Origin of the sequence: Rathayibacter sp. KR2-224, assembly GCF_049446075.1 — a bacterium.
Taxonomy (GTDB): domain Bacteria; phylum Actinomycetota; class Actinomycetes; order Actinomycetales; family Microbacteriaceae; genus Humibacter.
Window position 1 is genome coordinate 1,014,895 of the sequence record NZ_JBMSEB010000001.1, and the last position, 21,598, is coordinate 1,036,492.

A 21,598-nucleotide genomic window follows, 5' to 3' on the forward strand; every position below is an offset into this window, starting at 1 on the left:
CCGGCCGTCACGCGGTGCGGCTTATGCGGTCTCGATAGAGGTCCTCCAATGCCCGGTTGTGCTCGTCTCCGCCCGGGATGTTGGCCGAGATGTAGATGGGCGGGGTCGTGCCGGACTGTGCGATGCGTTCGGCAACGGCGATGGTCAGCAACTGGGCGATGAACGCGGCGGTGATCGACGAGATCGCGCCAACGCCAACGCCGTCACCGAGCTGGAGCGTGGCATCCCCGTACGGCGCCTTGTTGTCGATCACGACGTCGGCGATGTCGCGCAGCTTCAGCCCGCTCGGATGCTTCGGCTCGACCGCGTCGGTGTGCTGCAGGCTCGTGACCGCGATCACCTTGTGCCCCGTCTCCTTCGCCTTCAGCGCCATGCCGACGATGGAGCCGTTCACTCCCGAGTTCGACGCGATGAGGAAGACGTCGTGCTCCCCCACCGGCGACAGCTCGAAGAGTTCGTCGACCACCGAAGGGTCGCGCTCGAGGCTGCTGCCGGTGAGGATGTCCACGCCGCGTGATCCGTGCAGCACGACGTTGCGCAGCGCGATGCGGTTGGTCGGGATGAGCCCTCCTGCCCTGCCCGCGATCTCCATGGCGAACGCCTCCGAGTGACCGGTCCCGAACGCCTGGAGCACGCCGCCTGCGGCGACCGACTCGACCAGGAGGTCGATGGCGGCGTCGAGGGTGCCGGCGTCCGCCTCGGCCGTCAACGCGTCGATGCGCGTTTCGGCTTCGCGGCGGAAGTCGTCGAAGAGGCGGGTCATGCGTGCTCCTTGTCGTTTTCGTTCGTGTCGTGTTGCTTGGCGTCGGCTTGCCCATCGGAGGGTCCGGATGCCCGCGCCGGCGACTTCTCGACGTCGCGCACGACGCGGCGCGTTCGCACCGAACGGCGGTGCGGCGAGACAGCCAGCGCCGACGCGGCGAGCGTCGTCGTCGTGCGGCCGAAGTTGCGCTGAGCGACGAGCAGGTACAGCAGATCGAGTACGAAGAGCTGCGAGTGCTTGGCCGACAGGTCGTCTGGCTGCAGGAACTGCTCGTGCGCAAGCGTGACGATGTGCTCGTGCGCCACCTGAGCCAACGGGGAGTCCGGCGAGTTGGTCACCGCGATGGTGAGTGCGCCAGTGGACTTCGCGCACTCGAGCATCTGGATGGTCTCTTCGGTGAGGCCGGTGTTCGAGATGCCGATCGCCACCGAATGCTCGTCCTGCAGGGCCGCGCTCGTGAGGCCGGAATGCACCTCCGGCCAACAGTGGGCGTTGATGCCGATGCGGTAGAGCCTCGACTGCATCTCCTCGGCCATGATGGCGCTGCCGCCGATGCCGTACAGGTCGACGTGGCGACTGGTGGCGATACGCGAGGCGATGCGCTCGAGCCGGCCGAGGTCGATCAGCTCGGCCGTCTCGTGCAACGACCGGGTGTGGGCGGTGAGCAGCGTGCTCATGACCTGCGTCGGTGAGTCGTCGGGCTCGAACGCGCGGCCGATGTCTTCGCTCCAGGTCTCACGCGCACGCTCACGGCCGACATCCGAAGCAACCGCGACCCGCAGCGGCACGTAACCCGAGAAGCCGATGGTGCGGCAGAAGCGCGTCACCGTCGCGGGCGAGGTACCCGCGGATTCGGCGAGCTCGGTGATCGAAAGACGCAGCGGGGCATCCGGCGACTCCAGCAGCAGCGAAGCGATCTTCGCCATTGCCTGCGACATCTGGGGGAGGCGAGACTGGATCCGCATGCTGACGCCCGGACCGCCGGCGGCCGGAACAGCGCTCTTGGCGCTGGTTGTTTCGGGTGCAGCAGTCACGTGAAAATCCATCTCACTTCGTCGGGGCTGGCTGAAAAGTATTATCAAGACATCCGCTCCGCTTATCAAGATGTGAAATCGAAACGCAACCAATGGGAAATCTGCTCGCCGTTGACGCAGGCGGCACCTCGACGCGCGCCGTGGTGCTCACCAGCAGGGGCGAATGCCTCGGATACGCCACCGCCGGATCCGGCAATCCGATCTCGTCGGGAACCGAACACGCCGCGCGCGAGGTGGTCGCCGCGGTCCGCGCCGCGCTCGATCACGCGGGTGTCGACGGCATCGCGGACCTGAGCGTGCTCGCCATGGCGGGTTCGCGCACCTACACCTCCACCGACTGGATCACCAGGGCGCTCGCGGGCATCGGCGTGATCGGACGCGTGGTGCTCGAATCGGATCTGCACGCCACGTTCTGCTCGGGAGCCTGGGAGACCGACGGCTACGCCATCGTCGCGGGTACGGGTGCCGCGGCCATCCGGGTGCGGAACGGACGCCAGGAGCTCTCGGCCGACGGGCTCGGCTGGTTGCTCGGCGACGACGGCTCGGGATTCTGGATCGGCCGCAGCATCACGCGTGCGGTCGCCGCCCACTTGGACAGGAGGGGCCCCGCAACGGCGCTGACGCCGCTGCTCCTGAGCGAGCTGAACATTCGGGAGAAAGCCTCGACCGAGCCGGGTTACGACGGCCGGCCTGAGGCGCTGCGACTCCTGCTCGATGCCGTGTACGGCATGCGCCCCATCGATCTCGCCCGGTTCGCGCCGCTCGTGTTCGCCGCAGGGGGCGACGAGGTGGCAACGGGGATCATCGCGGATGCCCGCGCAGCGCTGCACACGACGCTCGCCGCGATCGACACGTCAGCCGTTCGCGGACCGGTGGTGTGCGGCGGGGGCGTGCTCGGCGCGCTCGGCCTGCCCGTCGAAGGGCTCGCAGGGGTCACCGAGGTGCGCTCCGTTGCGGACGGAGCAGTCGGTGCTGCCGTTCTCGCCCTCCGCGACAACGGTGTGGGCGTCGACAGAACCAAGTTCGAACGCGTGAGGGATACGCTCGGCCGCCTGCGCGGTTGAGCGCTCAGGCGAGGTCGCGGAACTGCAGCGACGAGACCTCGGACGTGTCGGACATGACCGATGCGAACCGGCCGTAGCCGGCATCCGCCAGGCGCTCGAGCAGCGGCTTGAGGTTCTTCACCCGACGTTCCACGCGCACGCGTGCGCCCGAGGCGATCAGTTCAGACTTCAGGCGGAACAGCGTGGCCGGTTCGACGTCGCGGTCGTAGACGAGCACTATCCCTTCCTCGACGCGCTCGTCTGGCACCTCGACCAGGTCGACGATGCGCTCGAAGCCGAGTGAGAAGCCGACGGCCGGCACGTCGGTGCCCAGAAAGCGCCCGATCATGCCGTCGTAGCGTCCCCCGCCGCCCAGGGAGTAGCCGAACTCGGGGTGCTGGATCTCGAAGATCGCGCCCGTGTAATAGCCCATGCCGCGCACGAGGTTGTGCGAGAACACGAGCGGGGTACCCGGCGCGACCACGGCCACGGCGTCGCGGATCTCGTGCAGGCGCGCGTAGGCATCCGTGTCGAGCCAGGCGGGCGGCGGCACCACTCCCCTGTCGAGGTTCCAGCCGTCGTCGGGGAACCCGGAGAGACTCTCGGAGACCGCATCGGATGCCGACTGCTCGACGAGGCCGAGATCGACGAGTTCGGCGACCACGCCCTCGACGCCGATCTTGTCCTCCTTGTCGATGGTGATCATGGCGCGCTCGTAGTCGGGCTCTGCGACACCCCAGGATGCGATGAGGCCGCGCAGGATGGCGCGGTGGTTGATGCGGATGGCGCATCCGGCGAGTCCCAGAGCGTCGAGTGTGGCGATGGTCGCCGTGATCAGCTCGATCTCTGCCATCACCCCCTGCTCGCCGATGATGTCGATGTCGCACTGCACGAACTGCCGGTATCGGCCCTTCTGCGGCCGCTCCGCACGCCAGACGGGTGCGATCTGGATGGACTTGAACACGCTCGGCAGCGCGGCGCGGTGGCTTGCGTAGAACCGCGCGAGCGGCACGGTGAGGTCGAATCGCAAACCCAGGTCGGTGAGGGCCTCGAGGTCGCCCTTCGCGGCCAGTTCTGCCACGGCTTCCGCCGTCATTCCGCGACGGAGGATGCCGAACGCGAGCTTCTCGTTGTCGCCGCCGAGCCCGGAGTGCAGGCGCGAGGCGCCCTCCATGACCGGCGTCTCGATCTCGTCGAAGCCCTGCGCCGTGTAGCTGGAACGGATGACGCCGAGCGCGTGCTCCCGTCGTGCCTTGTCGGCCGGGAGGAAGTCGCGCATGCCACGGGGCGGGTTCACGGGTTGGGCCATGGCATCCATTGTTCCAGGGCCGCAAGGACCGAGGGTTCCGAGGCGACGGGTGCGGTCCCCAGTCGACACTGTGGGGGGCGGTGCGCTTGCGCGTTCGTGACTGAACGAAACCGGCAGGAATCGCCGTCTCCCGGGAATAACGGAGACGGCATCCGGATTGCACGTGAACGATGTCAGAGAACACGAATCTCCGCGACGGTGTCGGCCTTCGTTCCGAGCGCGGTCCCATCCTGTTGTCGCTCATGCTCGCCACGTCGCTCGTTGCGCTGGACTCCACGATCATCGCAACCGCGTCCACGTCGATCGCGAAAGACCTCGGCCACTTCGAGCAACTGCCGTGGTTGTTCTCGATCTACGTTCTCGCGCAGGCGGTCTCCGTGCCCATCTACGGTCGTCTCGCCGACTTCTTCGGGCGCAAGCAGCTCATGATGATCGGTATCGCGCTGTTCCTCGTCGGATCGATCCTCTGCGGCGCCGCCTGGTCCATGCCTGTGCTGATCGCCTCACGCGTCGTGCAGGGTCTGGGCGCCGGCGCTGTGCTCCCCATGAGCATGACGATCGCGAGCGACATCTACACCCTTCAGGAGCGCGCCAAGACGCAGGGGTACCTCGCCAGCGTGTGGGGGATCTCCTCGGTCGTCGGCCCGACGCTCGGAGGCGTGTTCAGCGACTACGTGAGCTGGCGGTGGATCTTCTTCATCAACATCCCGTTGTCGCTGATCGCCGCCGGGATGCTCTGGCGCAAGTTCACCGAGAAGCGCCGCGGCGAGCGCACCCGCCCTCGTATCGACTACGCGGGTGCCGCGCTGCTGACGGCAGGCACCGCACTCGTCATCCTCGGACTGCTCGAGGGCGGCACCGCATGGCCGTGGAACTCGGCGACCTCGATCACCATCTTCGCGGTCGGAGCCGCTGCGCTCGTCGCGTTCGTGTTCGTGGAGCTCAAGGCGAAGCATCCGATTCTGCCGCTTGGTGTGCTCGGCAGGCGGGTGATCTGGACCTCGACCGTTGCGGGTCTGCTGATCGGCGCCATCGTGCTCGGGCTGTCGACATACGTTCCCATCTATGCGCAGAACGTGCTTGGGGTGAGCGCACTCATCGCGGGCTTCGCCCTTGCCGCCCTCACGCTCGGCTGGCCGTTGACCGCGTCGATCGCCGGCCGGTTCTACCTGCGCATCGGATTCAGGTGGACCGCGGTCATCGGCTCGAGCGTGGTCGTCGTGGGAACCCTGCTGCTGCTCACGCTCGGCACCGGTAGCAACATCTGGCTCGTCGGCGTGTTCTGCTTCGTCGTGGGGGCGGGCATGGGCCTGACGGCCGTGCCGACGCTCATCGCCGCGCAGACCTCGGTGCAGTGGCAGGAACGCGGGGTCGTGACGGGCACGAACATGTTCGCGAGGTCGATCGGCTCGGCGGTCGGCGTCGCCGTCTTCGGCGCGGTCGTCAATGCGAACACGGTCGTCGGCGCAGACGGCACTCCTCATGGGCCTCAGCTCTCCGGAGCCGTGCACCTCGTGTTCCTCGCGATCGCCGTCGTCGCCGCGGTTCTGTTCGTCGCCGTGCTGCTCATGCCCGCCAGGCGCACGGAGGAGCAGGCCGTCGAGATCGAGCCGACGACGGGCGCCACCGCGCTGTCCTGACTCGAGACGGAGCCGCACTCCCGCTCAGCGGGCCGACACTTGTTGCTCAGCGGCTCTGGCGTCGTCTTGCAGCCCTCTGATGGCGCTGCGCAGCGCCCGCTCGGCATCCAGGCCAGATGTGCGGGCGGCCGAGACGACGCCGAGCAAGAGCTCGCCGAGTTCTGCCTCATCGTCGAAGGAGGGCAGGCCTTCTGGCTCGCTCGGTGACACACCGAGTCGCTGGGCACGCCCGATGACCTTGTCGGCAAGGGCGAGCGCAGGCATCCCCTGCGGTATGCCCTCGAGCACGCTGCGCCGCGTAGACTTCTCCGCGGCCTTCGCGGCGTTCCACAGCCGCAGCACCTCTTCGGGCGTCTCCGCCACCTCGTCGCCGAACACGTGAGGATGCCTGCGCACCATCTTCTGCGTCACGCGATCAGCGACATCCTGGATGTCGAAGGGCCCCTGGTCGCCCGAACCCTCCGCGGTACGCGATGCGATCTCGGAGTGGAACGCCACCTGCCACAGCACGTCGCCGAGTTCCTCGATGATCTCGTCGGTCGTTCCCGTCTCGATCGCGTCGACCAGCTCGTACGTCTCCTCGATGAGGTAGGGCACCAGCGTCTCGTGCGTCATGGTCTGCGACCACACGCACTTGTCGAGCACGGATGCCATGGCATCCGCGAACTCATCGAGTCGCGAGCGCGTGTACTCGCCCCGCACCTGGGCCGATGCAATGGCGGCCACCGAGCGCCGCACGGCCTCACGACGCTGCCCGACCCGCTCCTCACTGATCTCGTCGGTGTGCGTGACGAGCCGCTCGATGTTTCCGAGCACCACCCACGAATCCACGATCGTGACGATGCTGACGAACAGGTCCCTTGTGTCGTCCGAGCTGAGGTCGGGAAGCGCCTCGGACAGCGCCGCCAGCTTGGTGTCGTATCTGGCGCCGCGTTCCTGGCCTGCCGCTGGAGCTTTCAACTCGAGACCCTCCCAGAAGAGGAGCCTTGCCAGGTGCGGGCGGCCGCACTGGTAGTCGAAGAGGCGTGCGGCGTACGAGCTCACGGCCTCGACCCCCCGCCCCTCCATCACGACCGCGTCCATCGCCGTCAGGAGCTCGGTCTCCAGCACGGCGCCGAACAGCTTCTGCTTGGAGCCGAAGTACTGATAGATGCGCTCCTTGTTGACACCCGCCCGCGTGGCGATCGTGTCGACGCGAGCGCCGGCGAGACCGTGCTCGCTGAACTCCACGGCCGCGGCCTCGATGAGCAGTCGTCTCGTGCGCTCGGTGTCCCATGCCATGGGCAGAGCCTACCAACCGAACGGTTGCAACCGATTGGTTGGCAGCGGGTTATCGGCATAGCCGGTCTCGCCTGACGGGCCTGAGATTCCCGGCCGCACCCGACCCGGCTGCCGCTCTCCCGTAGGCTGGGCTGGTGACCAGCGTGCGACGGATCATCGTGTCGGTGTCGGATCTGGATCGGTCGCTGGGGGTGTATCGCGACGCGCTCGGGCTGGAACCGCTCTGGTCGAACGACGAGATCGCCCGCCTGAAGGCGGGTGACGTCGAGGTGATGCTGCACAAGCGCACACCGACGCCGTCGGAGTTCGGTGTGGCCGCGACGTTCGCCGTCGACGATGTCGACTCCTCCACCGAGGCGGTCGCGGCGGCGGGCGCGCAGATCGTACGCGGCCCCGGCGACGAGCCGTGGGGCGAGCGGCAGTCCGTGCTTCGCGACCCGGACGGGCACGTGTTCTGCCTGATCACACCGACGGCGCAGCAGTAGGCGCGGACGTCGCATGAGTCTCATCCGATCCGAGCGGGCCTCGGCAGCCATCCTGCTCGGGGCGGCCGTGCTGGGGCTGGTGCTCGCCAACACGGCTTTCGGCCCCGTGCTTCAGGACGTGAAGGCCGCCCGGTTCGGTGCGGCCTCTCTCCACCTCGACCTGAGCACGGGAGCCTGGATCAGTGACGGCCTGCTCGCAGTCTTCTTCTTCATCGTGGCCATCGAGCTGCGCCACGAGCTCACCGTCGGCGAGCTGAGCTCGTGGCAGAAGGCGCTGCATCCTGCGGTCGCCGCGATCTTCGGCGTCATCGTGCCCGCGGTCGTCTACCTGGCCTTCACGTTGGGCAGGGGGCTCGAGTCCGGCTGGCCCGTGCCGACGGCGACCGACATCGCCTTCGCCTTGGGCGTTCTCGCGGTCTTCGGCAGGGGACTCCCCCGCCGGCTCCGTGTCTTCCTGCTCGCGCTCGCCGTGCTCGACGACCTGATTGCAATCCTGATCATCGCCGTGTTCTTCACGTCGGATCCGAACCTCGTCGACCTCGCACTTGCCGTACTCTGCGTCGCGGCCTTCGGACTGCTGAGCAGGATGCTTCGCGGCCGCCTGCGGGCTCCCATCGGCGTGCTCATGGCGCTTGTGGGCATCCTCACCTGGATGCTCGTGCACGCGTCTGGCGTTCACGCCACGATCGCCGGGGTGGCGCTCGGGCTCGTGATGTCGAGGGATCCTGCCAGGAGAACCGCCCACGCGCTCGAGCCGTGGTCGAACGGGCTCGTGCTGCCCGTGTTCGCCTTCTCGGCGGCCCTCGTGGCGATCCCGGCCGTGCCCATCTCCGAGCTGTCGCCGGCGTTCTGGGGAATCGTCGTGGCCCTTCCGGTCGGCAAGTTCATCGGGATCACATTCGGTGGCTGGCTGGGCGGGAAGGTCGGGCAGCGCTCGAAACGCCAATCCACCGGGTTCGTCGACTCCCTCGTCGTCGCCGCGCTCGGCGGCATCGGCTTCACGGTCTCGCTGCTGATGAACGAGCTCGCCTTCGCGGGGTCGCATGAGGTGCGCGATGAGGGCGTGCTCGCCGTGCTGCTCGGGTCATCGGTCTCGATCGTCGCCGGCGGAATAGCTGTCGCACTGCTGGCGAAGCGATACCGGCGGCTCCACCCGCATCCGGGCCGCCCAGCAGCATAACCGCGCCCCGCGTTCGCGGAAGCTTGCGGGCGGCGGCTACTCCCCGGGTGCTGCCACGGGCGGAGCCCACGCAGGGTCGACCTTCCGCCGCGCAAGGCGGGGTTGCCTGCGGAACTGGCCGGTGAGCGCTAGCACGACGGCGACCGCCGCAATGACGGCCCACGGAACGACACCGAGGGGGCCGACGAGCACTGGATCGGGCTTGCTGCCTGCCGAGGCGAGCAGCACGAGGAACCCGGATGCCGCGTTGAAGGCGCCGTGTGCGAAGACCGCGGGCCAGACTGAGCCGCTGCGCAGCCGCAGCCAGCCGATGAGGATGCCGAGGAACAGGCATCCGCCCACCATTGCCAGCAGGCCGAACACGTTCGGCTGATCGAAGTCGTACCCGAGAAGGATGATCGGCGCGTGCCAGAGCCCCCACACGACGCCCGTGATGATGAGCGCCGGCCAGGTGCCGAGCGGGCGCAGGCTCGGCAGCAGCCAGCCGCGCCAGCCGAGCTCTTCGCCGATCGTGGCGAACGCGTTGACGATCGCGCCGAACGGAACGACCACGATCTCGATCAGCACGAGCAGGCCGATCGGAATGGGGATCGGTCGCCCGTTGGCTGCGGCCTCGAGCGTGTGCTGGAAGCCGGAGAAGTGCACGAGGTCGAGGTGTACGAGACCGAGCGCGGCGGAGACGAACACGCCGATCATGACGATGAGGATGCTGCCGAACAGCCCGATCAAGGTCATGCCGATCACACGCCTGACCGGCCGTAGCGGCCACAGACCAAGGTATTCGGCGAGCGGGCGGGGTCGTGGTCGCTGCACGAAGAACGACACGACAAGCGCTGCCGCCGCAGGGGTGTACATCATGCCGACGATGAGCAGGATCGCGCCGGGCGTCGCGAGACCCGACCCGCTGACCCAGAGCGGCAGCGTGATCAGCCAGGCGAGACCGAACGCGATCACGACGAACGTTCCGACGGCGAGCCACGGCACCCGCACGGGGAACGGTGTGCCGGATGCCTGCACGCGCTCGGTCACCGGCTCGCTCCCCCGATGACGGCGGCGACGATCGATCCGGCCACCACGAGCACTGTGATTACAGCGAATGCGATGCCTCCCGCGCTCCCGAGGTTGACCGTCCAGCCCACTCCGAAGCGCTTGGGCACGAACGTCGCCGGATCGTCGCTGTTCACGTAGATCGCTCCGAGCTTCCAGTAGCGGTCGTCGTCGGGCGCCTCGACCCCGGCAGGCGAGCCGACCCTCGCCGACCCGGAGGGCTGCTTCCGCCCGTTCGCCCGCCCGATGTTCCTGACGTAAGCGACGACGATCGCAAGAACGGCGACGATGGTGAGCAGCAGCGTCACTCCGAGCGCAGCGAGCATGACGGGCGGCGTCGAGGGCGCCAGCCACGATGCAGCGGAGGTGACCCCGAAGCCCAGCGCGAGCGCCAAGGACAGGATGCCGAGACCGGTCGTCGCGAGGTGGCGCTGAGCGTTCGCGCGGGCGGCGGCCTGCTCAGGGGTGTCCGAGGCGGCGGTGCGCGCCGGGCTGAACCGCGTCGCCCATGAGATCGCGTACAGGCCGACGGAGATGACCCCGCCCAGGAGCGGAAGGCCGAACACCGACCACACGCTCTTCTGAGCGGTAGCGTCGACGCGGCCTGCAGCGGTCCAGTGCGTGGCAATCACGGCGGGCAGCGAGGGGTAGACGGCGACACCGAGCGCCACCGTTGCGCAGACGACGGCGAGCGACGCCAGAAGCCACCCGATAGGTGGATGCCCCGTCTCGCGCGGCGATGCGTCGGCCACGAGGCGAGTGGGCTTGCCCACGTACCATCCGCCCTCACGTTTGGCCTTGACGATGCGACGCCTGACAACGACGTACGCGGCGAACGACAGGCCTACGAAGCACAATGGCATGGCGACGGCCGCAACGGCCGGGAAAGAAGATGCGCCCGCAATCCCGAGGACAGCGCACACGACCCATGCCGCAGCAATGCTCCACCGATAGAGCCGCACCGAAGCTCGCACGACCGGGTCGTTGCTCCGCTCCGTCGGCACGCTCACGCCGAGCGGAAGCGTCGGCCGCACGATCGAGGGCATCGCCAGCAGGATCGCCGCGATCACGGCGGTGATGGCGACGTTGAAGATCACGACGAACGCGGTCACGACAGGCCTCCGAGCCGGGGGTTCTGAGACTGGAAGCCGGCGATTGCGTCATCGACGAGCTCGGTGATGCGCCCGGCTGTGGCGCCGTGAGCGATCGCCTCTGCGACGAGGGTGCGCATGCGCGATCGCCACGCGTTCTCGGTCGCTTCGTTCCAACCGTGCAGAGCGTCAGGGGCGACGACGGATCCCGCGCTCCTGTGAGTGGTGAGCAGCCCTTCGCCTCGCAGAAGGTCGTACCCCTTGGCGACGGTCGCAGGGTTGATTCCGAACTGGACCGCGAGCTGGCGCACAGAGGCGAGCGGAGCGCCCGGTTCCAGTTTCCCGGCCGCTATGCCCTCCACGATGCGATCTCGAAGCTGCTGATACAGAGGGACCTCGGAGACCGGATCGATCTCGAGCTGCATGGCGCCCTCCCGCCTCGAACTGTACTACTGATCATAGTACAGCTAGTACAGGTGAGGAGCAGCCTGCTCCGCAGCGCGGCCCGAGGGGTCAGACGGTGAACATCGCGGAGATCCGTTCAGCTTCTTCGGCACTCGGATGCCAGGACGCACCGGCCTCGGTGTTCGCGCTCACCTGCTCCGGCGACGTCGCTCCCGCGATCACGCTCGTCAGTCCCGGCTGCGCCAGCAGCCAACCGAATGTGGCCTGCAGCATCGTGATGCCGCGCTCGTCGCAGAACTGCTGGTAGGCATCCATCGCGTCCCAGGGCGCCTCGTCGAGGATGTGCTTGCGCTGACGCATGATGCGGCTGTCGTCGGGACCGCCTGAGCGCGAGAACTTGCCGGTGAAGAGGCCGTTGTAGAGCGGGAAGTAGGGCAGGAACCCGAGGCCATAGTGGCGCACCGCAGGGAGCACCTCATGCTCGGCGGCACGGTGCACGAGGTTGTACTCGTTCTGGGCGGAGACGAACTTCGGATGCCCGTGCAGCACGGCCTGATACTCCGCGTCCGCGATCTGCCACCCGGCGAGGTTCGAGTGTCCGATGTAGCGCACCTTGCCCTCACCAATGAGGTCGTCGAGCACGTCGAGCGTCTCCTCGATGGGGGTCGACGCGTCGGGTGCGTGCAACTGATAGAGGTCGATCCAGTCCGTCTGCAGGCGGGTGAGCGAGGACTCGACCGCGCGGCGAACGTAGCGGCGGGATCCGCGCGCGCCCCAATCCGGGCCGTTCGTGCCGCGCATGTCCATGCCGAACTTGGTCGCCAGCACCACCCGGTCGCGCCGCACCTTGAGCGTGTTGCCCATGAGCCGCTCGCTCAGCCCTGGCTCGCCGCCGTAGACGTCCGCGGTGTCGAACAGCGTGATGCCGGCGTCGATTGCGGCGTGGATCACCGCATCCGTGCCCTCCTGCGTCTGGGTTCGCGTGCCCGCCCGGCCGAAGTTGTTGCAGCCGAGGCCCACGGTGGAGACGACGAGGCCGGAGTGTCCGAGGGTGCGGTATTCGATGTCAGCCATGGGTCCACGTTATGACGGCGGGCGGGGTCGTGGTTTCGATACGCGTGCCGCTTCGCCGCGCGCTACTCAACCAGCGGTGCTGCGGGGGTGTCAGCGGCCGGCCGCGTACCCCTGCATGCCTCGCGGGTTGGCGGCCGCCCACAGCACGGACGGCGCGCCGCCGTGAGCCCGCGCACTGCCGACCCCGCTGAGCCTGCCCAGCGTCCACGCGCCGGAAACGGTGACACGGTGTCCGCGTCGTTCCAGTTGCGCGATCACGTCTTCGCCCACACGGTCTTCCACGACGAGACCAGCGGGTTCCCAATCGCGCGGCCAGAAGCTGGAGAGGTGGCTCGTGGTGTGGAACGTGGGCGCGTCGATCGCGGCCTGCGGGTCCCACCCGGCCACGAGCATCCGCAGCAGTGCCGGGAGCTGCCACTGGTCCTGCTGATCGCCGCCTGGCGTGCCCAGCGTCATGACCCGCTCGTCGTCGGAGGCGGACGCCGTCACAAGCGTCGCCGAGAGTGTCGTGCGCGGGCGGGCACCCGGCCTGAGGGCCGACGGCGAGCGTTCGTCCAGCCACGCCATCTGCAGCCGCGTGCCCAAGCAGAAGCCGAGCTCCGCGACGGTCGGCGAGGACTGAAGCCATCCGCCGGAGGGCGTCACGGTCACGACGTTCCCATGGGCGTCCACCACGTCCAGATGGCACGTGTCGCCGCGGGTCTGCCCGTGCCTGTCGACGGTGGGCTCGCCGACACCCATGTCCGCCCCAGCGGCCCGCGGTCGCTCGTCAGACGTCTGCACTTCAGGCCGCTGATCATCAGGCGCCTCGGCGAGGCCATCGTTGGCGGTTCCCACTGCCACAGCCGGCAGATAGGGCGGCCGGCCGTTCGGGGAACCCGGACGCAACCGAGTGCTTGCGGTGTCTCCGATCAGCGCCGCCCGGCTTTCCGCATACTCCGGCGAGAGCAGCGTCGCAAGCGGCACGTCGGCGAAGTCCGGGTCCCCGTACCACGCATCCCGGTCGGCGAGCGCCAGCTTCTCCGCTTCGGCGATCACGTGGATGCCGAATGCCGTGCCCGGGTCGAGGTGTTCGTCGGTGAGCCCGTGCAGACGTCCGTACCCGTCCAGGATGGCCAGCGCCTGCAGCAGCACGGGCCCCTGACCCCACGGCCCCGTCTTGTGCACGCGCCATCCGCGGAAGTCGTACCAGAGCGCATCCTCGCTACCCGCCGCGAAAGCCGACAGATCGGATGCCAGCAGCACGCCCGCATGATCGCGACCGTCGCTGTGCCTGTGCGGTCGGCTCGCGGCGCGTTCCACCGCCTCGGCGATCGAACCCGTCTTCCACTCCCGGCGCGCAGCGAGAATGCGCTCCTCGCGTGACGACTCACCGTCGCCTGCGGCCACGAGCCGACGCAGCACGGCGGCGTACGCCGGGTTCGTGATGACCTGACCGGCCTTGGGCGGGTTGCCGTCGGCATCCAGCCACAGTGCCGCAGAGGTGGGCCAGTGCTCGAGGAAGAGCCGCCGCACGCGATCGATCGTCGTCACGACGTTCTGGTGCACCGGATGCCCGTGCTCGGCATACCCGATCGCGTACGCCAGAACCTCCCCCAGCTCCCACGTGCCGTGTTCGGCGAGCAGCCAGAGCCAGGCGTCGACCGAACCGGGCACGGCGGCAGCGAGGGCGCCAGCACCGGGGACATCGGCGAGCCCCTCGACGTCGCGGTAGTGGGCGATAGTCGCGCCTGCGGGAGCCGGACCCTGTCCCATGAGCACTCGCACGTCGGCGCCAGCGGGCCGGTAGAGCCCGGTGAGGTCTCCGCCAGGCCCGTTCAGGTGCGGCTCGACGATGTGCAGCACGAACCCCGCCGCGACGGCGGCGTCGAAGGCATTGCCACCGCGCTCCAGCACGGACTGCGCACTCGCCGTCGCGAGCCAGTGCGTGGACGCCGCCATGCCGAACGTTCCCCGAAGGGTCGGGCGCGTGGTGAAGGCCGGAGGCGGAGCGAACGTCACCGCTCGACGGCTTCCCGCTCCGGCTCGACCTCTGGCTGCGGGAAGATCGCGTCGAGCAGCGTGCGCACCCAGGAGATGAGCTCCGCGTCGGGCAGCGGCTCGCCGTCTTTCACGGGCAACGGCACGAGCAGCACCTTCTGCGCCGTCACGATACGGGACTTCGGATACAGGCGCTGCAGCCGCACCTGCAGGGAATCGGGCAGTTCCGCGGGCGCGATGCGCAGGTTGGAGCCCATGGCGACCACGTCGGAGAGGCCCGCCTGTTGTGCGCGCCTGCGCAACCGCGACACCGAGATGAGGTTCGTGACGGCCTCGGGCGGCTCGCCGTAGCGGTCGGTGAGCTCGTCGAGCACGAGGTCGATGGCATCCGGCTTCGCGTTGGGGCCGGATGCTGCCGACAGCTTCTGGTACGCCTCCAACCGCAGCCGCTCCGAGTCCACGTACTCCTCGGGGATGTGCGCGTCGACCGGCAACTCGAGCCGCAGCTCGGTCTGCCCCTCTGCGACCTCGCCGCGGAAGGTGCCCACGGCCTCGCCGATCATCCGCAGGTACAGGTCGAACCCCACGCCCGCGATGTGTCCGGACTGCTCGCCGCCCAGGAGGTTGCCGGCGCCACGGATCTCGAGGTCTTTCAGCGCAACCTGCATGCCGCTGCCCAGCTCGTTGTTCGCCGCGATGGTGGACAGGCGGTCGTGAGCGGTCTCCGAGAGCGGTTTGTCGGCATCCCAGAGGAAGTACGCGTACGCGCGCTCGCGTCCACGGCCCACCCGGCCACGCAGCTGGTGCAGCTGCGAGAGCCCGTACTTGTCGGCCCTGTCGATGATGATCGTGTTCGCGTTGGCGATGTCGAGACCCGTCTCGATGATCGTCGTCGAGACGAGCACGTCGAACTTGCGCTCCCAGAAGTCCACGACGATCTGCTCGAGCGCGTGCTCATTGAGCTGACCGTGCGCGACGGCGATGCGCGCCTCGGGCACCAGCTCAGCCAGCTGCGAGGCGACGCGCTGGATGCTCGAGACCCGGTTGTGCACGAAGAACACCTGGCCCTCGCGCAGCAGCTCGCGCCGGATGGCCGCGGCCACCTGCCGCTCCGAATACGGCCCGACGAAGGTGAGAATCGGATGCCTGTCCTCAGGCGGCGTTGCCAGCGTCGACATCTCGCGGATGCCCGTCACCGCCATCTCCAGCGTGCGCGGGATGGGCGTAGCGCTCATGGCGAGCACGTCGACGTTCGTCTTCAGCCGCTTGAGGGCATCCTTGTGCTCGACGCCGAACCGCTGCTCCTCGTCGATGATGACGAGGCCGAGGTCTTTCATGGTGAGGTTCTTGGAGAGCAGCCTGTGCGTGCCGATCACGACATCGACGGTGCCGTCGGCCAGGCCGTCCAGCACCTCCTTGGCCTCGCGGTCGGACTGGAAGCGGCTGAGCTGACGCAGGTGCACGGGGAATCCGGCGAACCGCTCCTGGAAGGTCTCGAAGTGCTGGCGTACGAGCAGCGTCGTCGGCACGAGCATGAGAACCTGCTTGCCGTCCTGCACTGCCTTGAACGCCGCGCGTACGGCGATCTCCGTCTTTCCGAAGCCCACGTCGCCCGAGATGAGGCGGTCCATCGGGATCGGCCGCTCCATGTCGGCCTTCACCTCGTCGATGGTCTGCAGCTGGTCTGGCGTCTCGACGAACGGGAACGCCTCCTCGAGCTCGCGCTGCCACGGCGTGTCGGGCCCGAACGCGTGGCCCTTCGACGCCATGCGGGCCGAGTACAGCTTGACGAGCTCGACGGCGATGTCGCGCACGGCCTTGCGCGCCCGCCCCTTCGCCTGCGCCCAGTCGCTTCCGCCCATCTTCGACAGCTGGGGCGCCTCGCCGCCGACGTAGCGGCTGAGCAGGTCGAGCTGATCGGTCGGCACGTAGAGCTTGTCGCCCGGGTAGCCGCGCTTGGACGGCGCGTACTCGAGCACCAGGTACTCGCGCTTGGACTTGACGGCATTTCGGCCGCCACTGGAGACCTCGCGCTGCACGAGCTCCACGAACCTGCCGATGCCGTGCGTCTCGTGCACGACGTAGTCCCCCGCCTTCAGCTGCAGCGGGTCGACGACGTTCTTGCGGCGAACGCCGAGCTTCTTCACCTGTCGAGAGTCGTAGCCGATCGTGCGGCCGTAGAACTCGGTCTCCCCGATCAGGGCGAGCTTCGCCTCAGGGAGTTCGAAGCCCTGCTCGACGGATGCCGCCAGCACGTAGGCGACGCCGGTCTCGGCATCCGCCGGGTAGTCCTCCGCCTGTCTGGCCGCGACCCCGTGCTCGGAGAGCACGTCCACCGCTCGCTCCACGAGGCCGTGCCCTTCGGCGACGATCGCGACGCGCCACCCCTCGGACAGCCGCGCGGCCACATGCCCGACGGCGCCGTCGACGTTGCCAGCGAAGCTCGGCACCGTCCGCGCCGCAACGCGTACGTAGTCCCCCGCCGATGCCACCAGGTCTTCGACGGACTGCTTCGCGATGGACGATTCAGCCGGCACGACGGGTTCCGAGCCACCCGTGTCGAAGCTCGAGAAGGTCCACCACGGGTGGTCTGGCGCCTTCTCTCCCGGCCGGCTCAGCTTCGCGGCGTCGCGCAGCTGCCGCAGCGACATGAAGTCCCCCGAGGCCAGATCGATCGGAGCTGCGGCGCCCACCGTCGCCGCGCTCCACGCCGCCTCCAGGAACTCGCGATTGGTCTCGGCGAGGCTGACCGCGCGCGCTGCGACGCGCTCTGGCGACATCACGGCAACCGCGGCACCGTCTGGCAGGTATTCGGTGAGGGGTACCAGGCGGTCGACGAGCGCGGGCGCCAGGGATTCCATGCCCTCGACGGGGATGCCCTCGGCCACCTTGGTCAGCAGCTGTTCGAGCCCCGGGAACTCGTGGGCCATCTCCGCTGCCCGCTGGCGCACGGCATCCGTCAGCAGCAGCTCGCGTGCCGGAGCGAGCTCGATGCTCGGCACGTCGTGCGAGAGGGACCGCTGGTCCGCCACCGAGAATGCCCGGATCTGCTCCACCTCGTCGCCGAAGAAGTCGACACGAACGGGATGCTCGGCCGTTGGCGGGAAGACGTCGAGGATGCCTCCGCGCACCGCGAACTCGCCACGGCGCGTCACCATGTCGACCCTGGAGTACGCCAGGTCGACCAACCTCGAGGCGATACCCGTGAGGTCGTTGCCCCTGCTGCCTTCGCGCAGTTCGATGGGATCGAGCGCATCGAGACCGGCGGCAAGCGGCTGCAGCGCTGCGCGCACCGACGCGACGACGATGAGCGGATGCCCCGCTTGCGGCGTCCACGTTCCCATGCGCCGCAGTGCGGCCAGCCGCTTGCCGACGATCTCTGGACTCGGGCTCAGACGCTCGTGCGGAAGCGTCTCCCACGCCGGGAACTCGATGATCTCGGCGCTCGGCGAGACGCCGTGGAGCGCCGAGCGCAGGCCTTCTGCTTCGCGCCCGGTGGCGGTGACGACCAACAGCACTTGCTTGTCGACCGGACGGGTGCCGAGCAGCGCCGCCGCGAGCGGTACGCGAAGCCCGGTGGTCACCGAGAAGTCAGCGTCGCGATTCGCATAGGCGAGGGCGTCAGCGAATGTCTGGGCGCGCGAAAGCGCCCCGGTCAAGCCCTCGAGGATCACTGAATCAAGTGTAGGGCTCTGGGAATAGTCCCGCGGATCATGCGTTTGCATATACGCGCGGCGACGTCGCGCATCCTTTCCTTCCATTCGTTCGTACGAGGAGAACCATGACCGACACCGCCACCACCACACTCGACATCCCCGGTTACCGCGAGGGCACCTGGGTCATCGACCCCGCGCACAGCGAAGTGAGCTTCAGCATCCGTCACCTCATGATCAGCAAGGTGAAGGGCAAGTTCGAGAAGTTCGAGGCGACTTTCGTGACGCCTGCCAACCCGCTCGAGGCGACCGTGACGGCAAGTGCAGAGGTGGCATCCATCAGCACGGGTGACCCGAACCGCGACGGCCACCTGCGCACCGGTGACTTCTTCGAGGCGGAGACCCACCCCACCATCGACTTCGTGTCGACGGGGGCGCGTGTGGAGAACGGCGACTTCTTCGTCGACGGCAACCTCACCATCAAGGGCGTCACCAAGCCGGTCACCTTCGAGTTCGACTTCGGCGGCTTCGGCGGCGACCCGTACGGCAACTACAAGGCCGGCGCGAGCGCGAAGACCGTGATCAATCGCGAGGACTTCGGTCTCAGCTACAACGCCGCGCTCGAGACCGGCGGCGTGCTGCTCGGCGAGAACGTGACCATCACGCTCGACCTGCAGGCCGCGCTGCAGCAGAACGCCTGAGCATCCCGATGCTCGGCCCGAACGGGCGCTGACCGCTTCGGGCAATCGTCGAGCCACCCCTGATCCGATCGGATCGGCGGGTGGCTCGGCCGCGTCATGGCAGGGTCGCGTGGATAGGCTCGGGCCATGGCCACCGAGATCACGACCATCGAATACATGGTTCCCGCCGAGGTGTATGCGCGCTACGGCGCCGACTTCGACCCTGAGGCGGTGAACGACGCGGTGCTGGCGCAGCTCAACTCGATCATTCCCGAGGGCGTCGTCGTTCAGCGCAACGGCAAGGTTTTCGCCGAGGCCGGCGTCGAAGACGTTGCCAGGGAGCTGGACTGGAAGCAGCTGCTCGACCACATCGACCTCGACCAGATCCTCGCGGCGCACGGCCGCTGAGCGTCGGAGATCCGACGGCGGCGCCCGCGGTTCAGGTTCACCATCCAGCGCCGTAGCACAGGAACGGCGTGACGATGCCGGTGCGCGCCTGCGCCCGAGCCAGGGCGACGGCCGGTCCGGCGCCACACGAGAGGCCCTCGTGAACAGCACTCAGCACTTCGCAGGCGTCGTCGTCGTTCACGCTCACGGGAGAGGCGATCACGCTTCTCGTTCCTGCGTGCAGCCACGTGCGAGCCATGCCGAGCGCCTCGTGCCCCCAACCGACCGACGACCTCCCCAACTCGCACGCTGAGATCAGCACGGTTTCGGGCAGGTGTTGGATGCGCTCGACGTCGTAGCCGAACCACGGCCCATCGGCCAGCTCGATGCCCGAGAAATACGGGTTGTCGGCCGCGTGCCGCCCGTGGCCGGTCAGGTGGAACACATCCACCGCGGCGGCGAGTCCCGCCGCCTCATCCGTGGTCGCCGCCACGCCTTCGATCACCCGGGCATCCGCCCATCCGGATGCCGCACGCATCGCCTCCTCCGCACCGCGCGGCACCCGCGGTCCAACCACGAACCCCGCGCTGCCCCGGCGGTGCGTGCCACGCTCTTGCTCCGCGATCCACCTCGTGGCGGAGGGAGGCAGTGCGACGGCATGCCCTGCGAGGCCGGGCAGCATCGTCCATGGCACGCCCGCCAGCACACCGGGTGCCACGACCACGAAGCGCGAACCATCGCGCGCCGCACGGGGCGATGCCGACATGATCGGCGCGATCAGCAGCTCGTCGAGCATCTCGAGGCGCCCGCGGAGGGATGCCTCGACCGCCTCCCCCATCGCACCGCCGAGCCTCGCGGCGTGCACGTCGAGGTCGGCGAAGAGCGCTGCGCGCTCGGCCGTGTCGTATCGGCCCGGTGATAGTTCGATCGTTCGCGAGACATCGTTCTCGACGATCAGCGCCACCAAGCGCTGCCCCGACCACACGTACGCCACGAGCACCGTCTCCGCATCGAGCGCCGAGTGTGCATCGTCGAGCGATGCCAGCTGCGCCACCACTCCGGCCCCAGTCTTCGCCCACTGCCTGATGCGGATGCGCTCCCGCAACTGAGCCTCGAGCCGCTGAGCCTCCGGGCCGGGATCCGCTGCGACCCGCAGCGCACGGAGGCGCGCGAGGTCGGCCGCCGCCTTCGCGTCCGTTGGCGGACGCGGCGACACGGAATGGCTCGCAATGCTTCTCGCTCTCTCGGACCACTCGAAGACGTTGCGCGACTCGCCCGATCTGAGCGCCGCCGAGATGCCCGCTTTCACCAGGCTCTGGCCGTGCATCGCGGTGCTGGCCTGCAGATCGACCGAGCCGAACAGCGCTTGCCACTCGGCCAGCTCATCGAGGCCGCGGGACGCTTCGCGTGCTGCTCGCCGATCGTCGAAGAGCACGGATGCCGCTTCAGCTCGCACCTCCCGCGCCAGCAGGCGGCGCGTGATCGGGGCCGCACCCGCAACCCTGATGCGCTTCAACGCATCCCGTGCCGCGCCCACGCCCCCTCGCCGCACACGCACCCGAGCCGCGATCAGCCGGAGCTCGCGCGCGTCCTCGTGCAATCCATGCCGCGCCAACTGGGTGGAGACGTCGTCCAGCTCGTCGAGAAGACGCTGCGATCTTCCCCCGTTGGCGACCGACGCTCGCAAGGCCACGGCACGTGCGCGAAGCGCACCAGCCAGGTTCCCGTGCGATTCGTAGAGGCGACTGGCAGACCGCGCCTGACGCACGGCGGCGGCGAGATCCAGGTACAGCAGAGTGCGGGCCCGGCGCCAGACGACATCCGCCTGACGAAGCCGCAACCGTCGGGAGCTATAGACCGCCGCCGCCTTGGCGAGCACTGCTGAGGCCTCGAATGCCATGCCCGCGGCGACGAGAGCCTCGGCCCGATCGACGTCGCCCACTGCGGCGTCAACGGCGGATGCCGCGGATGCGCGGGAGCGCGCCGCTTCCATGTAGCGCAATGCCGACACGAGATCGCCGGCCAGCAGCGACGCGTATCCCTGGTTGTGCGTCGCCTTGGCCGCATCGTCGCTCAGGCCGGCCGTGTGCAGGAGCCGCGCCGCCTCGCCGAAGTCGATGCGGGCATCCTCGAACCTGCCGAGGTCGAGCAAAGTGTTGCCGCGGTTCATGGCGATCGTGCCTGCCGAGACAGGATCTTCTTCAAGGCCCCGCCGAGCGATCGTGAAGAGCCGGAGGGCTTCGTGGAGGTCTCCCCTGCGCAAGGCGACGAGACCCGACTGACCGAGAAGCACGGAGCGTGTGTGCTCGCTGATCCCGCCGATGCGGATGGCATCGCGACACAGCTCCGCCGCCTCGTCGAGCCGGCCTATTGCGATCAGGAGGTAGGCCCGGGTGCCCGCGATGCGCGCGCGAAGGTTCGCATCCTCCGCGCGGGTCGCCGCCTCCACGAGGCTCCGTCGCGCCGCGGCGTGCCGCCCTGCGTTGGACTGGGTCAACCCGCGCTCGTAATACTCGAGCGCAGTGAGCATTCTTCGATTATGGCCG

At 68.5% G+C, this 21,598-nt stretch carries 17 protein-coding genes; 6 read left to right on the forward strand and 11 right to left on the reverse strand.

Going from position 1 to position 21,598, the window contains the following annotated elements; all coding sequences use genetic code 11:
* Positions 1 to 7: 7 nt before the first annotated feature.
* Entirely contained in the window at positions 8 to 763 is a 756-nt protein-coding gene (locus ACO2Q7_RS04780) for a sugar isomerase domain-containing protein (RefSeq protein WP_423354477.1), read from the reverse strand.
* Positions 760 to 1,809, reverse strand: a complete 1,050-nt coding sequence (locus ACO2Q7_RS04785) for a MurR/RpiR family transcriptional regulator (protein WP_423354478.1) — start codon at positions 1,807 to 1,809, stop codon at positions 760 to 762. The genes ACO2Q7_RS04780 and ACO2Q7_RS04785 overlap by 4 nt, the downstream gene beginning before the upstream one ends.
* A gap of 80 nt (positions 1,810 to 1,889) precedes the next feature.
* Here ACO2Q7_RS04785 and ACO2Q7_RS04790 point away from each other — a divergent pair, with 80 nt between their 5' ends.
* A complete protein-coding gene (locus ACO2Q7_RS04790) occupies positions 1,890 to 2,861 on the forward strand; it encodes an N-acetylglucosamine kinase (RefSeq protein WP_423354479.1) in 972 nt (323 codons plus the stop codon).
* Positions 2,862 to 2,865: 4 nt separating this feature from the next.
* Here ACO2Q7_RS04790 and ACO2Q7_RS04795 read toward each other — a convergent pair whose 3' ends face one another.
* Positions 2,866 to 4,149, reverse strand: a complete 1,284-nt coding sequence (locus tag ACO2Q7_RS04795) for a histidine--tRNA ligase (protein ID WP_423354480.1) — start codon at positions 4,147 to 4,149, stop codon at positions 2,866 to 2,868.
* Between the two features lie 170 nt (positions 4,150 to 4,319).
* Between ACO2Q7_RS04795 and ACO2Q7_RS04800 the strand changes: the two genes are divergently transcribed.
* Positions 4,320 to 5,789, forward strand: a complete 1,470-nt coding sequence (locus ACO2Q7_RS04800) for an MDR family MFS transporter (RefSeq protein WP_423354481.1) — start codon at positions 4,320 to 4,322, stop codon at positions 5,787 to 5,789.
* A gap of 24 nt (positions 5,790 to 5,813) precedes the next feature.
* On the opposite strand, the gene ACO2Q7_RS04805 is transcribed toward ACO2Q7_RS04800, so the two are convergent.
* Positions 5,814 to 7,070: a MazG nucleotide pyrophosphohydrolase domain-containing protein gene (locus tag ACO2Q7_RS04805; protein WP_423354482.1), complete on the reverse strand. Its 1,257-nt coding sequence runs from the start codon at positions 7,068 to 7,070 to the stop codon at positions 5,814 to 5,816.
* A 134-nt stretch (positions 7,071 to 7,204) separates the two neighbouring features.
* Here ACO2Q7_RS04805 and ACO2Q7_RS04810 point away from each other — a divergent pair, with 134 nt between their 5' ends.
* Positions 7,205 to 7,555, forward strand: a complete 351-nt coding sequence (locus tag ACO2Q7_RS04810) for a VOC family protein (RefSeq protein ID WP_423354483.1) — start codon at positions 7,205 to 7,207, stop codon at positions 7,553 to 7,555.
* Between the two features lie 13 nt (positions 7,556 to 7,568).
* Positions 7,569 to 8,735 (forward strand): Na+/H+ antiporter NhaA, encoded by a 1,167-nt coding sequence (gene nhaA, locus ACO2Q7_RS04815; protein ID WP_423354484.1) that lies wholly within the window; start codon positions 7,569 to 7,571, stop codon positions 8,733 to 8,735.
* Positions 8,736 to 8,771: 36 nt separating this feature from the next.
* On the opposite strand, the gene ACO2Q7_RS04820 is transcribed toward nhaA, so the two are convergent.
* From ACO2Q7_RS04820 to mfd, 6 genes are all read right to left on the reverse strand, one after another.
* Entirely contained in the window at positions 8,772 to 9,764 is a 993-nt protein-coding gene (locus tag ACO2Q7_RS04820; protein ID WP_423354485.1) for a lysostaphin resistance A-like protein, read from the reverse strand.
* Positions 9,761 to 10,894, reverse strand: a complete 1,134-nt coding sequence (locus ACO2Q7_RS04825) for a DUF1648 domain-containing protein (protein ID WP_423354486.1) — start codon at positions 10,892 to 10,894, stop codon at positions 9,761 to 9,763. Before ACO2Q7_RS04825 ends, ACO2Q7_RS04820 begins: the two co-directional genes overlap by 4 nt.
* Complete coding sequence (locus ACO2Q7_RS04830) at positions 10,891 to 11,298, reverse strand: GntR family transcriptional regulator (RefSeq protein ID WP_423354487.1); 408 nt, start codon at positions 11,296 to 11,298, stop codon at positions 10,891 to 10,893. The genes ACO2Q7_RS04825 and ACO2Q7_RS04830 overlap by 4 nt, the downstream gene beginning before the upstream one ends.
* 88 nt (positions 11,299 to 11,386) lie before the next feature.
* Positions 11,387 to 12,352 carry an aldo/keto reductase gene (locus tag ACO2Q7_RS04835; protein ID WP_423354488.1) on the reverse strand — a complete coding sequence of 322 codons (966 nt, stop codon included), beginning with the start codon at positions 12,350 to 12,352 and terminating at the stop codon, positions 11,387 to 11,389.
* Positions 12,353 to 12,442: 90 nt separating this feature from the next.
* Positions 12,443 to 14,353 (reverse strand): gamma-glutamyltransferase family protein, encoded by a 1,911-nt coding sequence (locus ACO2Q7_RS04840; RefSeq protein WP_423354489.1) that lies wholly within the window; start codon positions 14,351 to 14,353, stop codon positions 12,443 to 12,445.
* Positions 14,350 to 18,006 carry a transcription-repair coupling factor gene (gene mfd / locus ACO2Q7_RS04845; RefSeq protein WP_423354490.1) on the reverse strand — a complete coding sequence of 1,219 codons (3,657 nt, stop codon included), beginning with the start codon at positions 18,004 to 18,006 and terminating at the stop codon, positions 14,350 to 14,352. Before mfd ends, ACO2Q7_RS04840 begins: the two co-directional genes overlap by 4 nt.
* 107 nt (positions 18,007 to 18,113) lie before the next feature.
* Between mfd and ACO2Q7_RS04850 the strand changes: the two genes are divergently transcribed.
* Positions 18,114 to 18,686 carry a YceI family protein gene (locus tag ACO2Q7_RS04850; RefSeq protein WP_423354491.1) on the forward strand — a complete coding sequence of 191 codons (573 nt, stop codon included), beginning with the start codon at positions 18,114 to 18,116 and terminating at the stop codon, positions 18,684 to 18,686.
* 126 nt (positions 18,687 to 18,812) lie between these two features.
* Positions 18,813 to 19,073, forward strand: a complete 261-nt coding sequence (locus ACO2Q7_RS04855; RefSeq protein ID WP_423354492.1) for a hypothetical protein — start codon at positions 18,813 to 18,815, stop codon at positions 19,071 to 19,073.
* Positions 19,074 to 19,110: 37 nt separating this feature from the next.
* Here ACO2Q7_RS04855 and ACO2Q7_RS04860 read toward each other — a convergent pair whose 3' ends face one another.
* On the reverse strand, positions 19,111 to 21,582 hold the full coding sequence (locus ACO2Q7_RS04860) for a CHAT domain-containing protein (RefSeq protein ID WP_423354493.1): 2,472 nt from the start codon (positions 21,580 to 21,582) through the stop codon (positions 19,111 to 19,113).
* Between the last annotated feature and the right edge of the window lie 16 nt (positions 21,583 to 21,598).